Source organism: Actinomadura formosensis (genome assembly GCF_050948385.1).
GTDB lineage: Bacteria > Actinomycetota > Actinomycetes > Streptosporangiales > Streptosporangiaceae > Spirillospora > Spirillospora formosensis.
This window is the reverse complement of sequence record NZ_CP192011.1, coordinates 4,121,584-4,139,815: the sequence shown is the minus strand read 5'-3', so window position 1 is coordinate 4,139,815 and position 18,232 is coordinate 4,121,584. Positions and strand designations below refer to the sequence as shown.

Here is an 18,232-nt window from a genome sequence, read left to right as displayed (position 1 = left end):
ACGCGGTGGAGTGATCCAGCGCGTGCCGTGCGGCGGCGGGGCCGGGTCAGGGCAGGCGGACGTAGCCGTTGCGGGCCTTCCAGAGGAAGTACTTCTCGAAGGCGAGCTTGGCGGCGTGGGCCTGCGGGCCGGGGATGAGGATGCCCCCCTTGCGCGGCGGCAGCAGGTGGTCGGCGAGGATCATGACGCCGTTGTTGCCGGCGTCCATGACGCAGACCGCCGGGATGTCGCCGAAGCTCTTGTGGCGTGTCTGCTCCTCGCCGCGGATCCGGGCGGCGATGTTGTCGGCGGCGACCCGGGCCTGGACCTCGGTGGGGAACCCGGTCTTGGGCACGCCGAGCGGGACCGCCGTGGTCCACGGGACGGCCACGGCGGCGGCGATGCCGACGGCGTAGATGTCGGGGTACGCGGTCGACTGGTAGGTGTCGTGCACCGGGACGAAGCCCTTGGCGTCGGCGAGGCCGGGGGTGGCGGCGACGACCTCCTGGCCGAGGAACGGCGGGATGATCACCGCGTAGGCGAAGTCGAGCTTGCCGCCGTCGTCCAGCAGGAGCCGGCCGGCGGACGCCTCGTCCAGCGCCGTCCCGGTGATCGCCTGGATGCCCTCCTTCTTGAGGAACATCTTCAGGAGCCGTTCGCCGCCGGGGAGCCCGCCCATCCCGAAGTGGCCGAGGAACGGCTCGGCGGTCACGTAGGTGAGCGGAACCCGCTTTTTCAGCCCGGCCTTCTTGAGCTGGTAGGCGGTGTTGAACAGGAATTCGTAGGCGGCGCCGAAGCAGCCGGTTCCCTGGGTGGCGCCGACGACGACCGGGCCGGGGTCGTCCAGGAAGCGGCGCCATCCCTCGCCGGCCTCCTCGGCGTCGGGCAGCGTGGTGATGGTGTGGACGCCGTTGGCGGGCTCAAGGCCGGGCAGGACGGCCATGTTGTTGCGGTAGCCGGTGGCGACCACCAGGTAGTCGTAGCCGTAGGTGCCCGCCGTCGTGGTCACCTGCTTGGCGGCGGGATCGATCGCCGTGGCCTCACCGTGCACGAACTCGACGCCGTGCGCGTCGAAGGTCGGCGCGAGCGGGAAGGTGATGTCGCGTTCGGTGCGCTTGCCGAACGGCACCCAGATGAGCGAGGGATTGAACAGGAACCGGTCGGACGCCGACACCACGGTCACATCGACGTCCTCGTCGAGGGCGTGCTTGACGCTGATCGCGGCGGTCAGGCCACCGAAATTGCCACCGAGAACGAGCACCTTTGCCCGCATAGCACTCACCTTCTTCAGGAGAAGCCCTTGATCCCAGGCTTATGCCGCGCGTCCGGCGCCAGTACGTGCAAAGGTCCCCTTCCGGCAGGGACGTTCGGTCCTCCCTGCGACCTGAGGGAACCGGGCCGCGATGCACGCGGAGAAGGCGGTCGCGATGCCGGGCCATCTGCCGAAGGGCGGATGTCCGGGGGACTTTCGGCCCGCTGACACGCGCTGATCAGGTGTCTAGCGTCGGTGGCGGATGGCGAGGAGGTGCGCCGTGGCCGGATCGGCGATACGGACCGAGGGACTGACGAAACGTTTCGGGCAGGTGGTCGCGGTGGACGGCCTGGACCTGGACGTGCGCCAGGGGGAGATCTTCGGCTTCCTGGGCCCGAACGGCGCCGGGAAATCGACGACGATCCGGCTGCTGCTCGGCCTCGTCCGGCCGACGGCCGGGAAGGCGTGGGTCATGGGCGTGCCCGCCGGGGACGTCGAACGCTCCCACCGGCATGTCGGGTACGTGGCCGGGGACGTGGCGGTGTGGCCGCAGCTGACCGGGCTGGAGACGCTGACGTATCTGGGGCATCTGTCCGGACACGTGGACGTGCCGTTCCGGGACGAGCTGATCGAGCGGCTGCGGTTCGACCCCGGCCTGCGGGCGCGCTCCTACTCCAAGGGCAACCGGCAGAAACTCGCGCTGATCGCCGCGCTGATGACCCGCCCGGACGTCCTGCTGCTGGACGAGCCGACGTCCGGGCTCGACCCGCTGATGGAGGCCGAGTTCCAGGCGCTGGCGAGGGAGGCCGCCGGCCGCGGGCAGACGGTGTTCCTGTCGTCCCACATCCTCGACGAGGCCCAGGACGTCTGCCACCGGGTCGCGATCCTGCGGGCGGGACGGCTGGCCGAGGTCGCCGAGCTGGAGGAGCTGCGCGGGCTGGGCGGCACGGTGCTGGAGGCGATCGCGGACGGCCCCCTTCCCGATCTCGCCGGGGTGCCCGGGGTGACGGGCGTGGAAGCCGTCGACGGCGGCGTGCGCGTGTCGATCACCGGCTCGCCGTCCCCCGCGCTGGCCCGGCTGAGCACGGTGCCGCTGGTCCGGCTCCGCAGCCACGAGCCGACGCTGGAAGAGATCTTCCTGAGCTACTACGAGGCGGAGAAATGACCAGGACCGTGCCGGTGCGCGGGGTCACCGCGTACCCGAGGCGGGAACGGCGCCATTGGGCGGACGCCCAGGTCGCGCGGCTGACCGCCCGCCTGATCCGGCGCGGCGTGAGCTGGCTCGCGCTGGCCCTCGCCGGCTACCTCGTGATCGAAGTCCTCACCTATGAGCGGACATATCCCGACATGGCGTCGCGGATGAAGCTCGTGACGCTGTCGGACGATCCGGCCATGCGGATGCTGCAGGGCGTCCCGCACGCGGTCGAGACGTCCGGCGGCTTCGTCGTCTGGGACGCCGGCTGGATCCTGGCCGCGATCGTCGGCATCTGGGCGATGCTGGTGGCGGGGCGCCTGCTGCGCGGGGAGGAGGAGTCCGGCCGCGCCGAACTCGTGCTGGTCGCGCCGGTGCGCCCGGCCCGGGTCGTGCTGGTGCAACTGGCCGTGCTGGCGGGCGCCGTGGCCGTGCTGGGCGCCGCCGTCGCCGTGCCGCTGGCGGTGCTGGGGACGGGTGTCGCGGGCTCGGTGCTGTTCGGGCTCGGGCTCGCCGGCCTCGCCGCGACGTTCGCCGCGGTCGCGGCCGTGATCGCGCAGCTGCTGCAGGTGCGGCGGCGGGTGACGGCGGCGTCCTCGGCCGTGTTCGGGGTGCTGTTCCTGCTGCGGATGGCGGCCGACAGCGCCGGCTCGCGCGGCTGGCTGCGCTGGTTCACCCCGTTCGGCTGGCTGGAGGAGCTGCATCCCTACCGCGACCCGAGCCGGCCGGCGCTGGCGGTGTCGCTGACGGTGCCCGTCGTCCTCGGCGGGGTCGCCCTCGCGCTGCGGACCCGCCGCGACACCGGCGGCGCGCTGATCACCGAGGCGGACCACGCCCGGGCCCGGCTGCGGCTGCTCGGCGGCCCGGTGGCGTTCGCGTGGCGCGGCACCCGCGGGATGCTGGCCGGCTGGCTGCTCGGCATCGCCGGATACGCGTTCGTCATGGGCGCGCTGACCGCGACCGTGCTCGACTTCGCCGCCGACAATCCCGGCTACCAGCGGCTCCGCGAGTCGCTCGGGTGGGACGCCGCCGACCTCGCCAGGGGTTTCGTGGGGTTCATGGGCACTCTCATGGGCCTGCTGATCGCCCTGTACACGTGCTGGCGGATCGGCGCGGCCCGGGCCGAGGAGGCCGCGGGGCGGCTGGACCACGTCCTGGTCCGGCCCGTCACGCGGCGCCGCTGGCTGGGCGGTCACGTCCTGCTGACACTGGCCTCGGCGGTGCTGCTCGCGCTGGCCTCCGCGGTCGCGATGTGGGCCGGTGCCGCCATGACGGACGCCGGGATCGGGCCGGCCGACACGCTCGCCGCGAACCTCAACCCGCTTCCGGTCGCGGCCCTGGCCATGGGCCTGGCGGTGCTGCTGTTCGGCGGGGCGCCCCGGCTGACCGTCCCCGCCTCGGTCGCGGCGACCGTCACCTGCTACCTGATCGAGATGATCGGGCCCGCGCTGAACTGGCCGGACCCGATCTTGAACCTGTCGCCGTTCCACCATCTCGCGAACGTCCCGGCGGAACCGTTCGCGGCCCCCGCCGCGGCCGTCATGGTCCTCGTGGCGGTGCTGCTCGGCATCGGCGGCTTCGTGCTCTTCGAGCGCCGGGACCTCACCGGCGACTGAACCGGCGGCCGGTCACCGCGGCGTCCGCCGGCCGTCCAGGAGAGGCGCCTCCCAGGACGTGCCGGGCTGGATCTCGATGTCCTCGGGGCCGTAGGAGACACGGATGGGGGAGGCCGCGCTGGGCCGCAGCGCCACGCGGACGAGGTCCTGCCGGCAGGTCAGGTCGATGCCCCAGTGGCCCCGGTAGCGCAGCCCGAGCCGCAGCTCACCGAGCGCGGCGGGCAGCCGCGGCTCCAGCCGGAGCGCGTTGCGGCGGGTGCTGATCCCGGCGTGGCAGCGCTGGACGAGATCGACGGTGCCGGCCATCGCGCCGAGGTGGACGCCCTCCCCGGTGGTGCCGCGCTGGGTGTCGATGATGTCGCTGAACAGCGACTCCAGGAAGATCCGCCACGCCTCGTCACCGTCGATGTGAGCCATGATCCAGGCGTGCACGAGTGAACTCAGCGTCGACCCGTCGCAGGTGCGCGGCAGGTAGTACTCGATCGTCCTGGCCGCCAGGTCCGGCCCGTGCTCGTAGCCGAGGTGCCGCAGGACGTCGTCGAGTTCGCCGGGGGAGAGCACGTAGAACAGCATGAGGACGTCGGCCTGCTTGGACGCCTGGTAGCGGTTGGGGGAGTCGCCCTCGGCCTCCAGGATCCGGTCCAGCCTGCGGATGTCGCCGTACCGCTCCCGGTAGCCGGCCCAGTCGAGCTCCGCCAGGTCGCCGTACCCCTCGAACTGGCTGATCACGTCGTCGTGGAACGGGACGTACATCTTGCGGGCCACGTCCTCGAACCGGGTGATCTCCTCGCGGGTCAGCGCGAGCCGCTCGCGCAGCTCCGTGCGGCGGTCCTCGGGCAGCAGGGCGAGCGCGTCCAGGGCGCGGCGCAGCAGCCAGGCCGTCAGGACGTTGGTGTAGGCGTTGTTGTCCAGGCCCGGCTCGTCCCGTCCCGGGTAGGCGTCGTGGTACTCGTCGGGGCCCATGACGCCGCGGATCGCGTACCGGTCGGTGGAGCGGTCGTAGCCGGCCAGGTCCGCGAAGAACCGCGCGACCTCCAGCATCATCTCGGCCCCGTACTCGGCGATGAACTCGACGTCGCCGGTCGCCTCGTAGAAACGCCAGACGTTGAGCCCGATCGTGAGCCCGACGTGCCGCTGCAGATGCGTGTGGTCGGGCAGCCACCGGCCCGACCGCGGGTTGAGGTGGACGCGCTGGGTCTCCTCGCGCCCGTCGGCCGCGCTCTGCCACGGGTACATCGCGCCGCGGTGCCCGTCCGCGGCCGCCGCGCGCCGCGCCGCGGGCAGCCGCCGCCACCGGTACAGCAGCAGCGCGCGGGCGATCTCGGGGAACCGCATGATGAGGAACGGCAGGATGAACAGCTCGTCCCAGAAGACGTGGCCGCGGTAGGCCTCCCCGTGCAGCCCGCGGGCGGGGATGCCGACGTCCAGGTCGACGATGTGCTCCGACACGGTCTGCAGCAGGTGGAAGATGTGCAGGTTGAGGATGCGCTGCACCTCGACGTGGTCGACGCTCAGCTGGCAGCGCTGCCACAGCCGGTTCCACGCCAGCGTGTGCCTTTCCAGCAGGGCGTCGAAGTCGCCCGCGCCGGTGACCGCGGCCAGCGCCGCCTCGCCGTGCTCCTCGATGGCGCGGTCGCGGGAGGTGAACACGGCGGCGATCTTCTCGACGGTGATGGGCGCGTTCTCCCGGACGCCGACGGTCAGGTCCTGCACGGCCCAGCCGTCCTCGGCGAGGCGGGTGTGCTCGGCCGGGACGGAGGTCCGGGTGCGGGACGCCACCGCGACGCCGATCTTCGAGGAGACCGTCGAGGCGCGCAGGAGCAGCAGTTCCGGATCGCTCTGCGGGGGCGGCTTCTCGCGGGTCAGGTGCGCGCCCGGCAGGTCCCGGTACCGCTCCACGCCCGCGTTGAGGACGCGCCCGTCCAGCGCCGAGCGGATCTGCAGCTCGCCGGACCAGTCCTCGGCGACGATCGTGGTCTCCAGGGCGGCCAGGTGCGGGTCGTGCATGGACACGATCCTGCGCTGCGCCATGCGGAACGTCCGTCCGGCCCGGTCGCGGACGCGCGCCAGGCGGGTCAGGACACCGCGCCGGAGATCGAGTTCCTGCTCGTAGGAGAGGAGCCGGCCCTCCCGGCGGGCGTCGTCCGGGTCGAACCACTCACCGCCGGCGGCGCGGAACGTCAGCGGAAGCCAGTTCGGCATGTTGACCAGGTCGGCGTTGTCGGCGTGCCGCCCGCCGACCTCGGTCGCCAGCCGGTCGTAGCAGCCCGCGATGTAGGTCCCCGGATAGTGGACGCCGTCGGCCGGCGACTCGGGAGCGGCCCCGCGGGTGGCGAGGTAACCGTTGCCGAGGGTGCAGAGCGCCTCCCGCAGGCCCTCCGCCTCGGGTTCGTAGCCATCGAAGGCCAGGATCCACCGGCTCATGGTGTCCCCTCAGACTGTTGTCGTCGTCCCGGGTCCGGTCAGGTGAGGATTCCCGGCGCGGCCACGTTCTCACCGGCCGGGCGGTACCGGACGGCTTCGCGCCGGCGGGACCTTCGCCCCTCCATGAGCCGCCCCCGGCCGGTCGAGACTGGAATCGGGGCTGTGTTCAGGGAGGGGGGCCGGTCGATGATCGCACTGACACGGACCCGGCGGTCGACCATCCTCCTCGGCTACGACGGGACCGAGGAGAACGACCCGGCGCTGCGCTGGGCCGTCGGGGAGGCCCGGTTGCGCGGGCTCGATCTGGTGATGTGCCACTGCTGGCACTGGCCGTACCCGGCCGACCATGTGGACGAGAGCGTCCAGGAGATCCTTCGGCGGGCGGGGGAGAACCTCCTGCGCGAGGGCGTGCGCCGGGCACGCGACCTCGGGGCGAGGGGCGTGGTGCGCACGGTGCTGAGGCAGGAACCCGTCTGCGAGACGCTGGTGCACGAGTCCCGCGACGCGGAGCTGATCGTGGTCGGCTCGCACGAGCGGCACCGGCTGCCCCCCGGGTCGACGGCGGTGCGGCTCCCGGCGCGGACGCACCGGCCGGTGATCGCCGTCCGGGGGACGGGCGGGCCGCGCGGGCTCGTGGTCGCCGGAGTGGACGGCTCGTCCGGCGCGGACGCGGCGCTCGGCTTCGCCATCGAGGAGGCCGCGCTGCGCGGATGGGACCTGCGCGTGGTCTACGGGGCCTGGGAGCCCGGCGCCGTTCCCGACTGGGAACTGCCCCTGTTCACCGACACCGACAGGCTGCTGCGCACGCGGGCGGCGATGCTGGAGGAGGTCGTCGCCCTCTGGCGGGAGCGCCATCCGAAGGTCTATGTGCGGACGTCGCTGCTGCTGGAGCGGCCCCGCGAAGCACTGCTGGGCGCCGCCGCCGACGCCGATCTGCTGGTGGTCGGCGACCGCGGTACGGGCACGCTGGAGCCGCTGCTGCTGGGCGCGACCAGTTCGGCGATGCTCCACCACGCCCCCTGCACGGTCGCGATCGTCCCGCCGTCCTGGCAGCCCGCCGAAAACGCCGGCTGACCGGCGCGGGGACGTTGGTCCCCGTGGTCGTGGTCCGAACGGACCTAGGGCGCCGGGCGGGGCGGGGGTTGAGTGGGGGTGAGACGGCGGGGTGCCCCTCAGCCATCTGCAGGAGGAGGACGTCATGAGCGACGTGGTCGTGGGATACGACGGGACCAGCGAGAGCGAGCGGGCGCTGCGGTGGGCGGTGGAGGAGGCCCGGCTGCGGCGGGTGCCGCTGACGGTCTGCCACGCCTGGCGCTGGCCCTACCCGATCAGCTACATCGACTACGAGGGTGTGGCCATCGTCCGCCGGATGGGCGAGCACCTCCTCGACCACGGTGTCACCCTGGCCCGGGAGGCCGTGCCCGAGGTGACGGTGCGCAAGCGGCTCAAGGACGGCAGCGCCGCCCCCGCCCTGCTCGCCGAGACGGGCGACGCCGACGTCATCGTGGTCGGCTCGCACGCCCCCGACGAGATGCCGGTGGGCTCGACCGCGCTGCGCGTCCCGGCCCGGGCCGAGCGTCCGGTCGTGGTGGTGCGCCAGGCCGCGACCCGGGACGGGCTGGTGGTCGTCGGCGTGGACGGGTCGGCCGGCGCGGACGCGGCGCTGGCGTTCGCCTTCGAGGAGGCGGCGCTGCGCGGCTGGCGGCTGCGCGCGGTGTACGGCTGCTGGGAGCCCGGCGCCGCCCCCGGCGGCGACCTGTCGCTGTTCGGCGATGAGGACAAGCTGCGCCGGGTGTGCGGCGCGGTCCTGGAGCGCGCGGTCGCGCCGTGGCGGGTGAAGTACCCCTATGTCCAGGCCACCACCGCCCTGGTCCTCAAACCCCCGCGTGAGGCGCTGCTGGAGGCCGCACAGGAGGCCACCCTCATGGTGACCGGCGCCCGCGGCGCCGGCACGGTGGGGGCCCTCACGCTGGGCGCCACCAGCGACGCGCTGCTCAAGCACGCCCCGGGCACCGTCGCGATCGTCCCCCGGCGCGCCGGCTGACGAGCACGCGGACAGAGAACCGGGCCAGGCCGACGTACTCGGCCTGGCCCGGTTCTGTCGACTGGGCGGCGGGTCAGCGGCAGCGACGGACCGTGGGGCGTGTGCCCCGCCGCCGGAAGGGCATGCGGGGGAGGGGGAAGCGCCGGTCGAGGCCGGTGATCCGCAGGATGCGCGCGAGCTGGGGCCGGGCGCCGGTCAGCGTGACGGCGCCGCCGCGGCTGCGGGCCAGCTCGTCGGCGGCGATGATCGCCGCCAGGCCGCGCGCGTCGCAGAAGGTCAGGGCGGACACGTCGAGCACCACGTCCGGGGTTCGCTCGTCGATCAGCCGGGCCAGCTCGACACCGAACTCGGCGGCCGTGGCGATGTCCAGTTCGCCGGTCACCACGGCGCGCGTCGGACCACCCTCCTCGGCGGTGTTCGCCGTGGTGAGCCGTACGGTCGTGTCCGGCCAACTGGTGCAGTCGCCCATATCGGTTCCCTCCCAGGCCTTCCGGTCCCCTCAAGGCTCCGCCAAAGCCCGGCCCGAGAATAGGGACGATGGTCCCGCTGGAAACCCGCCAAAGTCCGTTAAAGTGCGCCAAAGTCTATCAAAATCTGTCCACGTCCGCGGGCGGTCCGGCTCACGCCGTCCGGACCGGGCTGCCGACCCGGAGCCGGCTGCGCCGCAGCACCCGCTGGACGTCCTCGGTGGTGACGATCCCGAGCAGTTGCCGGTCGGACACGACGACCGCGATGAGGCCGCCCACGACCGGTGCCATCTGCAGGAGCGCGGCCACGGGCGCGCCCGGGCCGACGACCCGGTCCGGCTCCAGCGGGACGCTGATGCCGCCGAGCGTGGCACCGCCGTCCCGGCGCGGGGCGACGGCGAGCCGGTCCACCGCGACGGCGCCGACCGGGACACCGGACACGTCCAGGACGGGGAAGACCGACTGGCGGGACCGCAGGGCCACGTCCTCGATGAACACGCCGACGGGCTGCCACGTCCAGCCGTGGTCCGGGTCGGGCGTCATGATGTCGGCGACGTGCAGGCCCTCGGCGGCCTCGCGCAGATCCGTCCAGCGTTCCTCGGCGCGGGCCGCGTTGGAGATGAACCATCCCACCAGCGCCAGCCACAGCCCGTTGAACCAGCTCACCAGCACCATGATCAGCAGCCCGGCGGCGATCATGGTGCGGCCGAGCACGAGCCCGGCGCGGCCGGCGGCGTGGGTCGCGCTCGCGCGATCACCGCGCCTGCGCCACAGCAGCGCGTGCAGGACGCGCCCGCCGTCCAGCGGCGCACCCGGCAGCAGGTTGAACAGCGCGATGAGCGCGTTGCTCGCCGTGAGCCAGCCCAGCGCGGCGGTCATGACGGCGGGGGCACCGGCCGCGGCCCCGGCCGTCCAGGCCCCGGCGAACACGGCGGCCGCCGCCGCGCTGGTCAGCGGGCCGACGCCGGCGATGCGCAGCTCCGCGCGGGCGTCGGGCGGCTCGTCCTGGAGTTCGGCGACGCCGCCCAGCATCCACAGCGTGATCGAGCCGACCCGCACGCCGTACCGGCGGGCGACGAGCGCGTGCGCCAGCTCGTGCGCGGCCAGCGAGAGGAGGAAGAGCACCGCGGCCGCCGCGGCCATCGCCCAGCGCGCGCCGGCGGACGCCGCCGGATCGGCCGCCGGCAGGACCGACCGGGCGAGGATCTCGGTGATCAGCACCATGATCACCAGGACCGACCAGTGCATTCCGACCGGGATGCCGCGGATCGTCCCGAACTTGAACGTCTGCTTCATGGCAACCTCCTGCCGCCACTACCAGGCTTACGCGGTGACCGGCCGGACCGGCAGGGCCGAAGTGCCCTTCCCGCCGGGTCTTTGGCCCCGCCGGGCCGCTAGCCCCGCAGAGCTTCGTTGTCGCAGGTCGTTGGGCCTTTTGAGGTTGGGACCTCCGCCCCTGGACCGCGGCTCGCCCGCCTTCCGACGATGGAGGTGAACGCACTGAGCGAAGGGGGCTCGCCATGAAGACCAAGCAGTGGAGCGTGGAAATCTACATCAGCGAGGACGGCACCGACACTCTGGCACGCGCGGTGCTGTTCAGCGGAAGCGAGGAGAGGACCCTCGGCTACGGGCGGGCACGCCGCAACCCGATCGACCGCGAGGTTCCGGAGATCGGTGACGAGCTGGCCGTGGGCCGCGCGCTCGCGGACCTGGCCGACCGGCTGCTCGGGGTCGCGAGCGAGGACATCGCCCAGCTCGCGGGCCCGGCGTGACCGCCGGGCGGGGCGGTGCGGCCGGGTCGGCGGGCCCGGCCGGCGCTCAGCCGCGCCCGGACCGGAGCGTTCGCGGGAACCGCACGTCCGGGCGCAGCGCGGCGGCCGAGCGGGCGCGGACCGACGCGGCGGTCACCCCCGACCCGTAGGCGATGTCCTCGGCGAGCCGCAGGACGGTGTAGCGGACGGGATCGACGGTGCGTCCCCGCCTCGCCCATTCCAGCGCGAGGGGCGCGAGCATCGCGGTGGCGGCGGCACGGGCCGGGCGGCTGCGCGGGGCGGCGGCCAGGGCGAGCAGCCCGGCGGGCCACCATTCGCGGCGCAGCGCGTGCCCGAGGCCGGCGGCGTCGGCGGCGACGCTCCTGACGGTGATCGTGGCGGCCAGCCCCTTCCCGGCCGGCAGCCACGTGAAACGCCTGGCCAGCAGGGCGGCGGCGGCCCCCGCGCACGCGATGGCCGCGCCCGGCCGTCCCCCGGTGAGCAGGCCGAGCACGGCGAGGCTCCACGGCGACGGGCGGGCGGGGGCCAGCCGGCCGGGGTGCCGCCGGGCCAGATCGGCGGCGGACGTCCCGTACTCGTGCCGCCGCCGCGCCCACGCGACCGGGTGCAGCCGCGAGGTGTGCTCGACGTGCGCACGCGGCTCATAGCGGACGTTCCACCCGAGGTCGCCCAGTCGCCAGACGAAGTCGACGTCCTCACCGAGCCGCATGTTCTCCTCGAAGGCGTTCCCCTCCGCCCCCGCCACGGCCGCCACCCGGATCAGCAGGGTCGCCGCGGGGACGAAACCGAGCCGCCCGCCCGGCCGCACCAGCGCGGGCCGGGCGCCCATGTCGAGGGCGGACCGGACCGCCTCATAGCGCGCCAGCGGCCCGGTGCCGCCGGCCGGCACGATCCGCGGGGCGACGGCGGCGACGCGGGGGTCGTCGAAGTGCGGCATGAGGACGTCCAGCCAGCCGTCCCGGGGACGGCAGTCGGAGTCCACGAACGCGACGAACGGGGTCCCGGCCAGCCGCAGTCCCGTGTTGCGCGCGGCGGCCGGACCCCGGTTGCGGGGGTGCCGCACCAGGCGGGCGCCGTGCGCGGCGGCGGCCCGGCGCAGCGGACCCGGGTCGGGGGACGCGTCGTCCACGACGATCACGGGCACGTCCCCGACGGCGGCCAGGCACCGCTCCAGCTCGCCGGGCCGCCCGAACGCCGGGATCACGACCGTGACGTCATGCGGGCCGGCGCGCGGTGCGAGGACCGGATGGGCGAAGCCGTGGTCGAGGAGCCGGCGGGCCAGCGCCCGCCCGGTGGGGGAGCGGCCGGCCAGGCCGGGCGCACCCGCCCGGCGCAGTTCCGCCAGGTACGGGCGGGCGGCGTCGGCGAACCGCACCACCTTCCAGGGGGAGCCGCCGGCGGCGGCCCGCCCGTCCGACCAGAAGGACGTCCCCCGGTCCAGGGCGATGCGGAAGCCCGGCGGAAGCGGGAACGCCGGGCCGGTCACGATCCGCCGCCGATCCGGCGCACGACGGACGCCGCCATCGCCTCCAGGATCTCCCGGCCCCGCTCCGCCGAGGCCCCGGCCGGGTCGCCGAGGACACCGGACGGGGACACCGCGCGGACGCCGCGGGCGACCAGGTCGGGCATGAGCGCGGCGAGCGGCCGGGTCTCGCCGGTCACCCCGTCGTGGGGGCGGACGAGATCCGGAGCCAGATGCAGCATGACGGAGGTCTCGGTGAACCCGGCATGCGCGTCACCGCCGGGGACACCGCACCCCACCCAGGCGACGTCGTGCCCCTCGGCGCGCATCCGGCCGACGACGGCGTCCAGCGTGCGGACGTTCCCGCCGTGCCCGTTGACCAGCACGACTCGCCCGGCCCAGAGTGCCAGCGAGCGGACCGTCTCGACCAGCACGGCGTGCAGTGCCTCGTGCCCGATCGAGATCGTGCCGGGAAAACCGGCGTGCTCGCCGCTGGCGCCGTAGGGCAGCGCCGGGGCCACGACCACCGGGCCCGCCCCCGCGCTCAGTGCCCCCGCGCTCAGTGCTTTCGCCGCCCGGTCGGCCACGGCCTGGGCGATCAGCGTGTCGGTGGACAGCGGAAGGTGCGGCCCGTGCTGCTCGGTCGACCCGGTCGGCAGCAGGACCAGCGGCGCCGCCCCGACGTCCGGCCAGGCGGCGCCGCCCAGATCCCGGCCCCCGGCACCGGTCACCTCAGCCCGCCGGCCCGGCGGGGTCCGTCCCGCCGCCCAGCGTCAGGCAGAAGCCGGGCGGGACGCAGAGGTCGTCGCGGCACAGCTCGTGGACGCTGGAGCGCCCCAGCCCGAGAACGGCCGAGTCGAGGCCGCCGCGCAGGATGTCCAGCACGTTCTCCACCCCTGCCTGCCCATTGGCGGCGAGCCCCCACAGGTAGGCGCGGCCGATGAGCACGGCGCGGGCACCGAGCGCGAGCGCCTTGGCGACGTCCCCGCCGCGCCGCACGCCGCCGTCCAGCAGGACCTCGACCTGGTCGCCGACCGCGTCGGCGATGGACGGCAGCACCCGGATGGTCGCGGGGGTGGTGTCGAGGTTGTTGCCGCCGTGGTTGGACACCGACAGCGCCGTGACGCCGGCGTCGACGGCCCGCCTGGCGTCGTCCACCCGCGTGACGCCCTTGAGCATGAACGGCCCGCCCCACTGCTCACGCAGCCACTTCACGTCGTCCCAGGTGGGCGGCGGGGTCTGCAGCCACTCGCCGTAGGCGCCGAAGAAGGTCGGCGCCGGGCCGGCCGGCGGCGTGAGGTTGGGCGTGGTGAGGTCGGGGAGGCGGCCGGTCCTGGCGAACCGCCACAGCCATCCGGGATGGGGCAGGACGCCGGGCGCCAGCTTCGCCATCGTCCTGAGGTCGATCTTCTCCGGGATCTGGGGGCTGCCCCAGTCCCGGCCGTTGGCGAACGACCAGTCGAGCGTGGCGATCAGCCCCTTCGCCCCGGCCTTCCGCGCCCGGTCCATGCGCTGGAGCATCGTGTCGCGGTCGCCGCTCCAGTACATCTGGAAGAAGACGCTCGGGTTGGCTTCGGCGACCTCCTCCACCGGCCTGCTCGCGAACGAGCTGAGACCCATGATGACGCCCCGGTTCGCGGCGGCCCGGGCGACGGCCACCTCACCCTCCGGGTGAACGGCCTGCACGCCGGTGGGGGAGATGAGGACGGGAAAGGACGTCTCCACGCCCATCACGGTCGTGGACAGGTCGCGCTGCGCCTTGTGCCCGGCGACGCGGGGCGCGAAGCCGAGTTCGCCGAAGGCCGCGATGTTGTCGCCGACCGTCCGGCCGCGCTCGGAGCCCGCGAGCAGCGCCCCGTACACCATGTACGGCAGCCGCCGCTTGGCCCGGCGCTGGGCCTCGGCCACGGTTTCGAACCACGGGTTCTTGAACATCTCGGTGTCTCCCGGAAGGAAGGGCCGCCCGCACGGGGCGGGTGCGCGCGGATCGGGCGGCGGGCGGTCTCAGGGCAGCCGCAGCCCGGCCAGCGGGTTCTCCTCGCAGGCGCTCACCGGCGGACGGTCCAGGTCCGCGCGGCGCGTCAGCTTCACCGGCACCGGGCCGCGCCGGGGCGGTGCGGCCCGGCGCGAGTGGTCGGCACGCGGCCTGGGGAGGCCGGAGCGGTCCGCGGAACGTCCGGCCAGCAGCGCCTCCCCGTGCCCCTGGACGCACTCGGGGTCGGGTCCGTCCAGCGGCAGGCCGGTGAAGAACTTGGCCGCCATGCAGCCGCCCTTGCACGAGTCGTGGAAACCGCAGGCCGCGCACGCGCCGCCCGTCTGCGGCTCGCGCAGCCCCCGGAACAGCTCCGACTCCCGCCAGACGCCCGTGAAACCGCCCGGTTCCCGGACGTTCCCGGCGAGGAACTCGTCGTGGATCGCGAAGGGGCAGGCGTACACGTCGCCGACCGGGTCGATGAGGCAGACCACCCGCCCGGCACCGCACAGGTTGAGGCCCGGCAGCGCCTCGCCGTAGGCCGACAGGTGGAAGAAGGAGTCGCCGGTCAGCACCCGGTCGCCGTGGGCCAGCAGCCAGTCGTACAGTTCGCGCTGCTGGCCGGGGGCGGGGTGCAGCTCGTCCCACACGTCGGCGCCGCGGCCGGACGGGCGCAGCCGCGTCAGCCGCAGTTGCGCGCCGTGCTCGTCGGCGATCGCCTTGAAGGCGTCCAGCTGCGGGATGTTGTGCCGGGTGCACACCACCGACAGCTTGAAGCCCCGCACACCGGCGTCGGCGAGATGGCGCATGGCGCGCACGGCCGTGTCGTACGAGCCGGGGCCGCGCAGCGCGTCATTGACCTCGGCGGTCGCGCCGTCCAGGGAGACCTGGACGTCCACGTAGTCGTTGGCGGCCAGCCGCCGGGCGGCCTCCGGGGTGATCCGGACGCCGTTGGTGGAGAACTTGACGCCCACGTGGTGGGCGGTCGCGTAGTCGAGCAGCTCCCAGAAGTCGGGGCGGACCGTCGGCTCGCCGCCGCCGATGTTGACGTAGAAGACCTGCATGGCCTCCAGTTCGTCGATGACGGCCTTGGCCTCCGCCGTGCTCAGCTCGCGGGGGTCGCGCCGCCCCGAGCTGGACAGGCAGTGGTCACAGGACAGGTTGCAGGCGTAGGTCAGCTCCCACGTCAGGCAGATCGGCGCGTCGAGCCCGTACTCGAACAGGTCGGCCAGCCGGGTCGCCGCCGGGGTTCCCGCGGTCATGGTCAAGGCGTCCTTTCCACGAGCATCGAGGACCGGGCGAGGGCGCCGAGCGCCGCGCCGTACCGGGGCAGGTCGGACACCGGGACGCCGGCCCGCGCGCAGGCGTCCCGGGCGGTGGGGGCGTCCCGCAGGTTCCGCACGACGTCCAGCAGCCGGCGGTCCTTGAGGAACGACAGCCTGCGGGTCCCGAAGTGGTAGAGCAGCGCGCCGAACGGTTCCGGCCGCACCGAGACCCGCGGGTGCAGGTCCCAGGCGCGGTCGATGTCGATTCCGGGCATGGCGGCGGCCTAGTAGACGCCGCACATGCCGTCGATCGAGACCTCCTCGATCAGGGAGTCGGCGGCGTCCTCGGCGATGTCCTCGGCGTGGTCCCTGGCCTGGGCGGTGGCCTGGGTCTCGGATGGGGTGGCGTCCATGCCGTCCTCCTGCGTTCGCGTATTCGGCCGCGCCCCGCCCGCGGGGAGGGTGTTGCGGCCGTGCGGCCTGCCCGGATACTAAATGCATCGAGTGCCAAAAAGGAAGGGGGCACCGCCGTGGCCAAGCCCGGTGCGCGGCGTCCCGATGTCCTGGTGGTCGGCGCGGGCGCCGCGGGCGCCGCCCTGGCGGCCCGGCTCAGCGAGGACCCCGGCTGCGAAGTCCTCCTGGTGGAGGCGGGGCCCGTGCCGGGGAACGCCGCGGGCTTCCCCGCCGACCTGCTCGACGCGCGCCTCGTCCCCGGCGCGCAGCCGGGGCACCCCGCCGCCTGGACGTACCCGGTGCGGCTCATGCCGGGCGTGCCGTACCGGGCGGCGCGGGGCCGCGTCCTCGGCGGCTCGACCACGATCAACGGCGGCTACTTCGTCCGGGCGCGGCGCGCGGACTTCGCCCGCTGGTCGGCCGCCGCCGGCGACCCCGGCTGGTCGTACGAGCGGGTGCTGCCGTTCCTGCGCCGGCTGGAGACCGACCTCGACCATGGGGCCGGGCCGCTGCACGGCGGCGACGGCCCGGTTCCCGTCCGCCGCACCGGCCTCGGGCATCCCGCCGCCGCCGCGTTCCAGGCCGCCGCCCGGGAACTCGGGTATCCGGAGGACCCCGACAAGAACGCCCAGGACCCGCCCGGATTCGGTCCCGTTCCGTCCAACACGGCCGGCGGCCGGCGGATCAACACCGGGATCGCCTACCTGCTGGGTGCCGCCGCCGGCCGCCCCAACCTCACCGTGCTGGGGAACCGCCCGGCGCGGTCGCTGCTCGTCCGCCGGGGGCGGGCGACCGGGGTCGTCGCCGGCCACGGCGGCCGGTGGACGGTCCTGGAAGCGGGAGAGGTCGTCCTGTCGGCCGGCTCCCTCGCCACACCGCACCTGCTGCACGTGTCCGGGATCGGGCCCGCGGCGGATCTCGAACGCGCCGGTATCCGCGCCGTCCACGACCTTCCGGCCGTCGGGGCCAGGCTCAGCGACCACCCGAGCGTCGCCGTCGAATGGACGCCCGTCCGGCCGCTGGACGAGCCGTCCGGGTCCTGGCTCGGCGGAGTCCTGCATCTGGCCTCGCAGGGCGGTGACGAGGCGGGCGACCTGGAGATCCTGCAGTCCCTCGTGCCGCTCGCGGGCCTGCGGGACGCGAGGACCTCCGTGCCCGGTGCGCCCCTGGCCTTCCTCGTGTCCGTCCAGACACCCGCGGCGGGCGGAGCACTGCGCACGATCTCACCCGACCCGGAGGTCCCGCCCGAGATCGACTACGGCTATCTGCGGACCGGGGACGACCGGCGCCGGATGCGCGAAGCGGTCCGGGCGACGGCGGCCGTGGCGTCCACCCAAGCCTTCGCCGAGGTGAGCGGCGGCCTGGTGGACAGGCCGCCGCTGGACGACGACCGCCTCCTCGACCGGTGGATACGCGCCCGCATCGGGACCTCCCAGCACACCTGCGGCACCGTGCCGATGGGGCCGGACGCCGCGGTCGACGCGAGCGGAAGGGTGCACGGCCTGACCGGCCTGCGCGTCGCCGACACCTCGATCCTGCCGGCCGCGCCGCTGCGCGGCCCGGCCGCCACGGCCGTCCTCGTCGGCGAACTCATCGCCGACGCCTGCCGCCGCGGCTAGCGGGTCCAGGCGGCGGAGCCGGTCTGCGCGGCGGCGCCGGCGGCCCGGCGCAGCGAGTTCGCCGCCGCGGCGGGCAGCACCCGGTCACCGATGGCCAGTACCCCCGCCACGACCTGGGGCGGAGCCGTCCGCGCCATCCCGGCGACCAGCCCTTCCCGGGTGGGCCGGTCCAGCGCCGGCAGCATCAGCTCCAGGGTGGTGGCGGTGATCTCCGGCGGGGTGGCGGCCATGAACGCCGCCCGGGCGGCGCCGATCTCGGCGTCGTCGCAGTGCGCCCAGATCCGCGGCATGATCATCGTCTCCTCCTCGTGCAGGTGCGGGAGGTAGGCGGCGGTGAAGCGGGCCAGATCCCGGTAGATGCCGAGGCCGGTGACCGCGTCGGGGGCCGCCAGCGCGGCCTCGAACCGCCCGGCGAGGTCGTCGAGCAGGTCGTCGAGGTCCCGGTGCTGCTCCTCGGTCGGCTCGGCGGAGCCGGGCTCGTACGGGTCCAGCAGCCGCAGGATGTGCCGGTCCTCGTGCTCGGTGTGGCTGCGCAGCAGCGCCAGCAGCCGCCGCCACCGCTCCCCGAGCCCGGCGACCTCGGCGGCGTCGTTCCAGTCGGTGGCGCCGGCCTGGACGGTGACCGCGAACAGCCCGCTGCGGAGCGCCTTGTGGATGTGGGTGAACAGGTCGTCGCGGCCCTCGGGGCGCTCGTCGTCCATAACGGTTCGTCTTC

17 protein-coding genes are annotated in these 18,232 nt (G+C 74.4%); 6 read left to right on the top strand and 11 right to left on the bottom strand.

Annotated elements, in window-relative coordinates:
- Window positions 1–46: 46 nt before the first annotated feature.
- Window positions 47–1,252, bottom strand: coding sequence for an NAD(P)/FAD-dependent oxidoreductase (locus ACQP1N_RS19935; protein ID WP_067793567.1), 1,206 nt, complete (start codon window positions 1,250–1,252; stop codon window positions 47–49).
- A gap of 259 nt (window positions 1,253–1,511) precedes the next feature.
- Between ACQP1N_RS19935 and ACQP1N_RS19930 the strand changes: the two genes are divergently transcribed.
- Complete coding sequence (locus ACQP1N_RS19930; protein ID WP_242608643.1) at window positions 1,512–2,396, top strand: ABC transporter ATP-binding protein; 885 nt, start codon at window positions 1,512–1,514, stop codon at window positions 2,394–2,396.
- Window positions 2,393–4,039, top strand: coding sequence for a hypothetical protein (locus tag ACQP1N_RS19925; RefSeq protein ID WP_433225859.1), 1,647 nt, complete (start codon window positions 2,393–2,395; stop codon window positions 4,037–4,039). The genes ACQP1N_RS19930 and ACQP1N_RS19925 overlap by 4 nt, the downstream gene beginning before the upstream one ends.
- 12 nt (window positions 4,040–4,051) lie before the next feature.
- Here the strand turns inward: ACQP1N_RS19925 and ACQP1N_RS19920 are convergent, their stop codons facing one another.
- Complete coding sequence (locus ACQP1N_RS19920) at window positions 4,052–6,463, bottom strand: glycoside hydrolase family 65 protein (protein ID WP_067793569.1); 2,412 nt, start codon at window positions 6,461–6,463, stop codon at window positions 4,052–4,054.
- A 186-nt stretch (window positions 6,464–6,649) separates the two neighbouring features.
- On the opposite strand from ACQP1N_RS19920, the gene ACQP1N_RS19915 reads away from it, so the two are divergent.
- Window positions 6,650–7,537: a universal stress protein gene (locus ACQP1N_RS19915; protein ID WP_084262428.1), complete on the top strand. Its 888-nt coding sequence runs from the start codon at window positions 6,650–6,652 to the stop codon at window positions 7,535–7,537.
- Window positions 7,538–7,661: 124 nt separating this feature from the next.
- The gene (locus ACQP1N_RS19910; RefSeq protein WP_084262429.1) at window positions 7,662–8,507 is read left to right on the top strand and encodes a universal stress protein; all 846 of its coding nucleotides are present in this window, start codon (window positions 7,662–7,664) and stop codon (window positions 8,505–8,507) included.
- A 73-nt stretch (window positions 8,508–8,580) separates the two neighbouring features.
- Here the strand turns inward: ACQP1N_RS19910 and ACQP1N_RS19905 are convergent, their stop codons facing one another.
- Window positions 8,581–8,976, bottom strand: coding sequence for an STAS domain-containing protein (locus tag ACQP1N_RS19905; RefSeq protein ID WP_067793572.1), 396 nt, complete (start codon window positions 8,974–8,976; stop codon window positions 8,581–8,583).
- Window positions 8,977–9,127: 151 nt separating this feature from the next.
- Window positions 9,128–10,270 (bottom strand): site-2 protease family protein, encoded by a 1,143-nt coding sequence (locus ACQP1N_RS19900; RefSeq protein ID WP_067793573.1) that lies wholly within the window; start codon window positions 10,268–10,270, stop codon window positions 9,128–9,130.
- Between the two features lie 224 nt (window positions 10,271–10,494).
- Between ACQP1N_RS19900 and ACQP1N_RS19895 the strand changes: the two genes are divergently transcribed.
- Entirely contained in the window at window positions 10,495–10,746 is a 252-nt protein-coding gene (locus ACQP1N_RS19895) for a DUF1876 domain-containing protein (protein WP_067793574.1), read from the top strand.
- Between the two features lie 46 nt (window positions 10,747–10,792).
- On the opposite strand, the gene mftF is transcribed toward ACQP1N_RS19895, so the two are convergent.
- From mftF to mftA, 6 genes are all read right to left on the bottom strand, one after another.
- Window positions 10,793–12,232 (bottom strand): mycofactocin biosynthesis glycosyltransferase MftF, encoded by a 1,440-nt coding sequence (gene mftF, locus ACQP1N_RS19890; RefSeq protein ID WP_433225855.1) that lies wholly within the window; start codon window positions 12,230–12,232, stop codon window positions 10,793–10,795.
- Window positions 12,229–12,939 (bottom strand): mycofactocin biosynthesis peptidyl-dipeptidase MftE, encoded by a 711-nt coding sequence (gene mftE / locus ACQP1N_RS19885; RefSeq protein WP_067793576.1) that lies wholly within the window; start codon window positions 12,937–12,939, stop codon window positions 12,229–12,231. Before mftE ends, mftF begins: the two co-directional genes overlap by 4 nt.
- Window position 12,940: 1 nt before the next feature.
- Window positions 12,941–14,143 (bottom strand): pre-mycofactocin synthase MftD, encoded by a 1,203-nt coding sequence (mftD, locus tag ACQP1N_RS19880; RefSeq protein ID WP_433225852.1) that lies wholly within the window; start codon window positions 14,141–14,143, stop codon window positions 12,941–12,943.
- Between the two features lie 69 nt (window positions 14,144–14,212).
- The gene (gene mftC / locus ACQP1N_RS19875; RefSeq protein ID WP_433225850.1) at window positions 14,213–15,442 is read right to left on the bottom strand and encodes a mycofactocin radical SAM maturase; all 1,230 of its coding nucleotides are present in this window, start codon (window positions 15,440–15,442) and stop codon (window positions 14,213–14,215) included.
- Window positions 15,443–15,444: 2 nt separating this feature from the next.
- Window positions 15,445–15,720 carry a mycofactocin biosynthesis chaperone MftB gene (gene mftB, locus ACQP1N_RS19870; RefSeq protein WP_067793579.1) on the bottom strand — a complete coding sequence of 92 codons (276 nt, stop codon included), beginning with the start codon at window positions 15,718–15,720 and terminating at the stop codon, window positions 15,445–15,447.
- Window positions 15,721–15,729: 9 nt separating this feature from the next.
- Complete coding sequence (mftA, locus tag ACQP1N_RS19865; protein WP_433225848.1) at window positions 15,730–15,858, bottom strand: mycofactocin precursor MftA; 129 nt, start codon at window positions 15,856–15,858, stop codon at window positions 15,730–15,732.
- 117 nt (window positions 15,859–15,975) lie between these two features.
- On the opposite strand from mftA, the gene mftG reads away from it, so the two are divergent.
- Complete coding sequence (mftG, locus tag ACQP1N_RS19860; RefSeq protein ID WP_433225846.1) at window positions 15,976–17,517, top strand: mycofactocin dehydrogenase MftG; 1,542 nt, start codon at window positions 15,976–15,978, stop codon at window positions 17,515–17,517.
- On the opposite strand, the gene ACQP1N_RS19855 is transcribed toward mftG, so the two are convergent.
- Window positions 17,514–18,218 (bottom strand): hemerythrin domain-containing protein, encoded by a 705-nt coding sequence (locus ACQP1N_RS19855; protein ID WP_433225844.1) that lies wholly within the window; start codon window positions 18,216–18,218, stop codon window positions 17,514–17,516. The two genes, mftG and ACQP1N_RS19855, sit on opposite strands and share 4 nt — an antisense overlap.
- Window positions 18,219–18,232 lie beyond the last annotated feature (14 nt).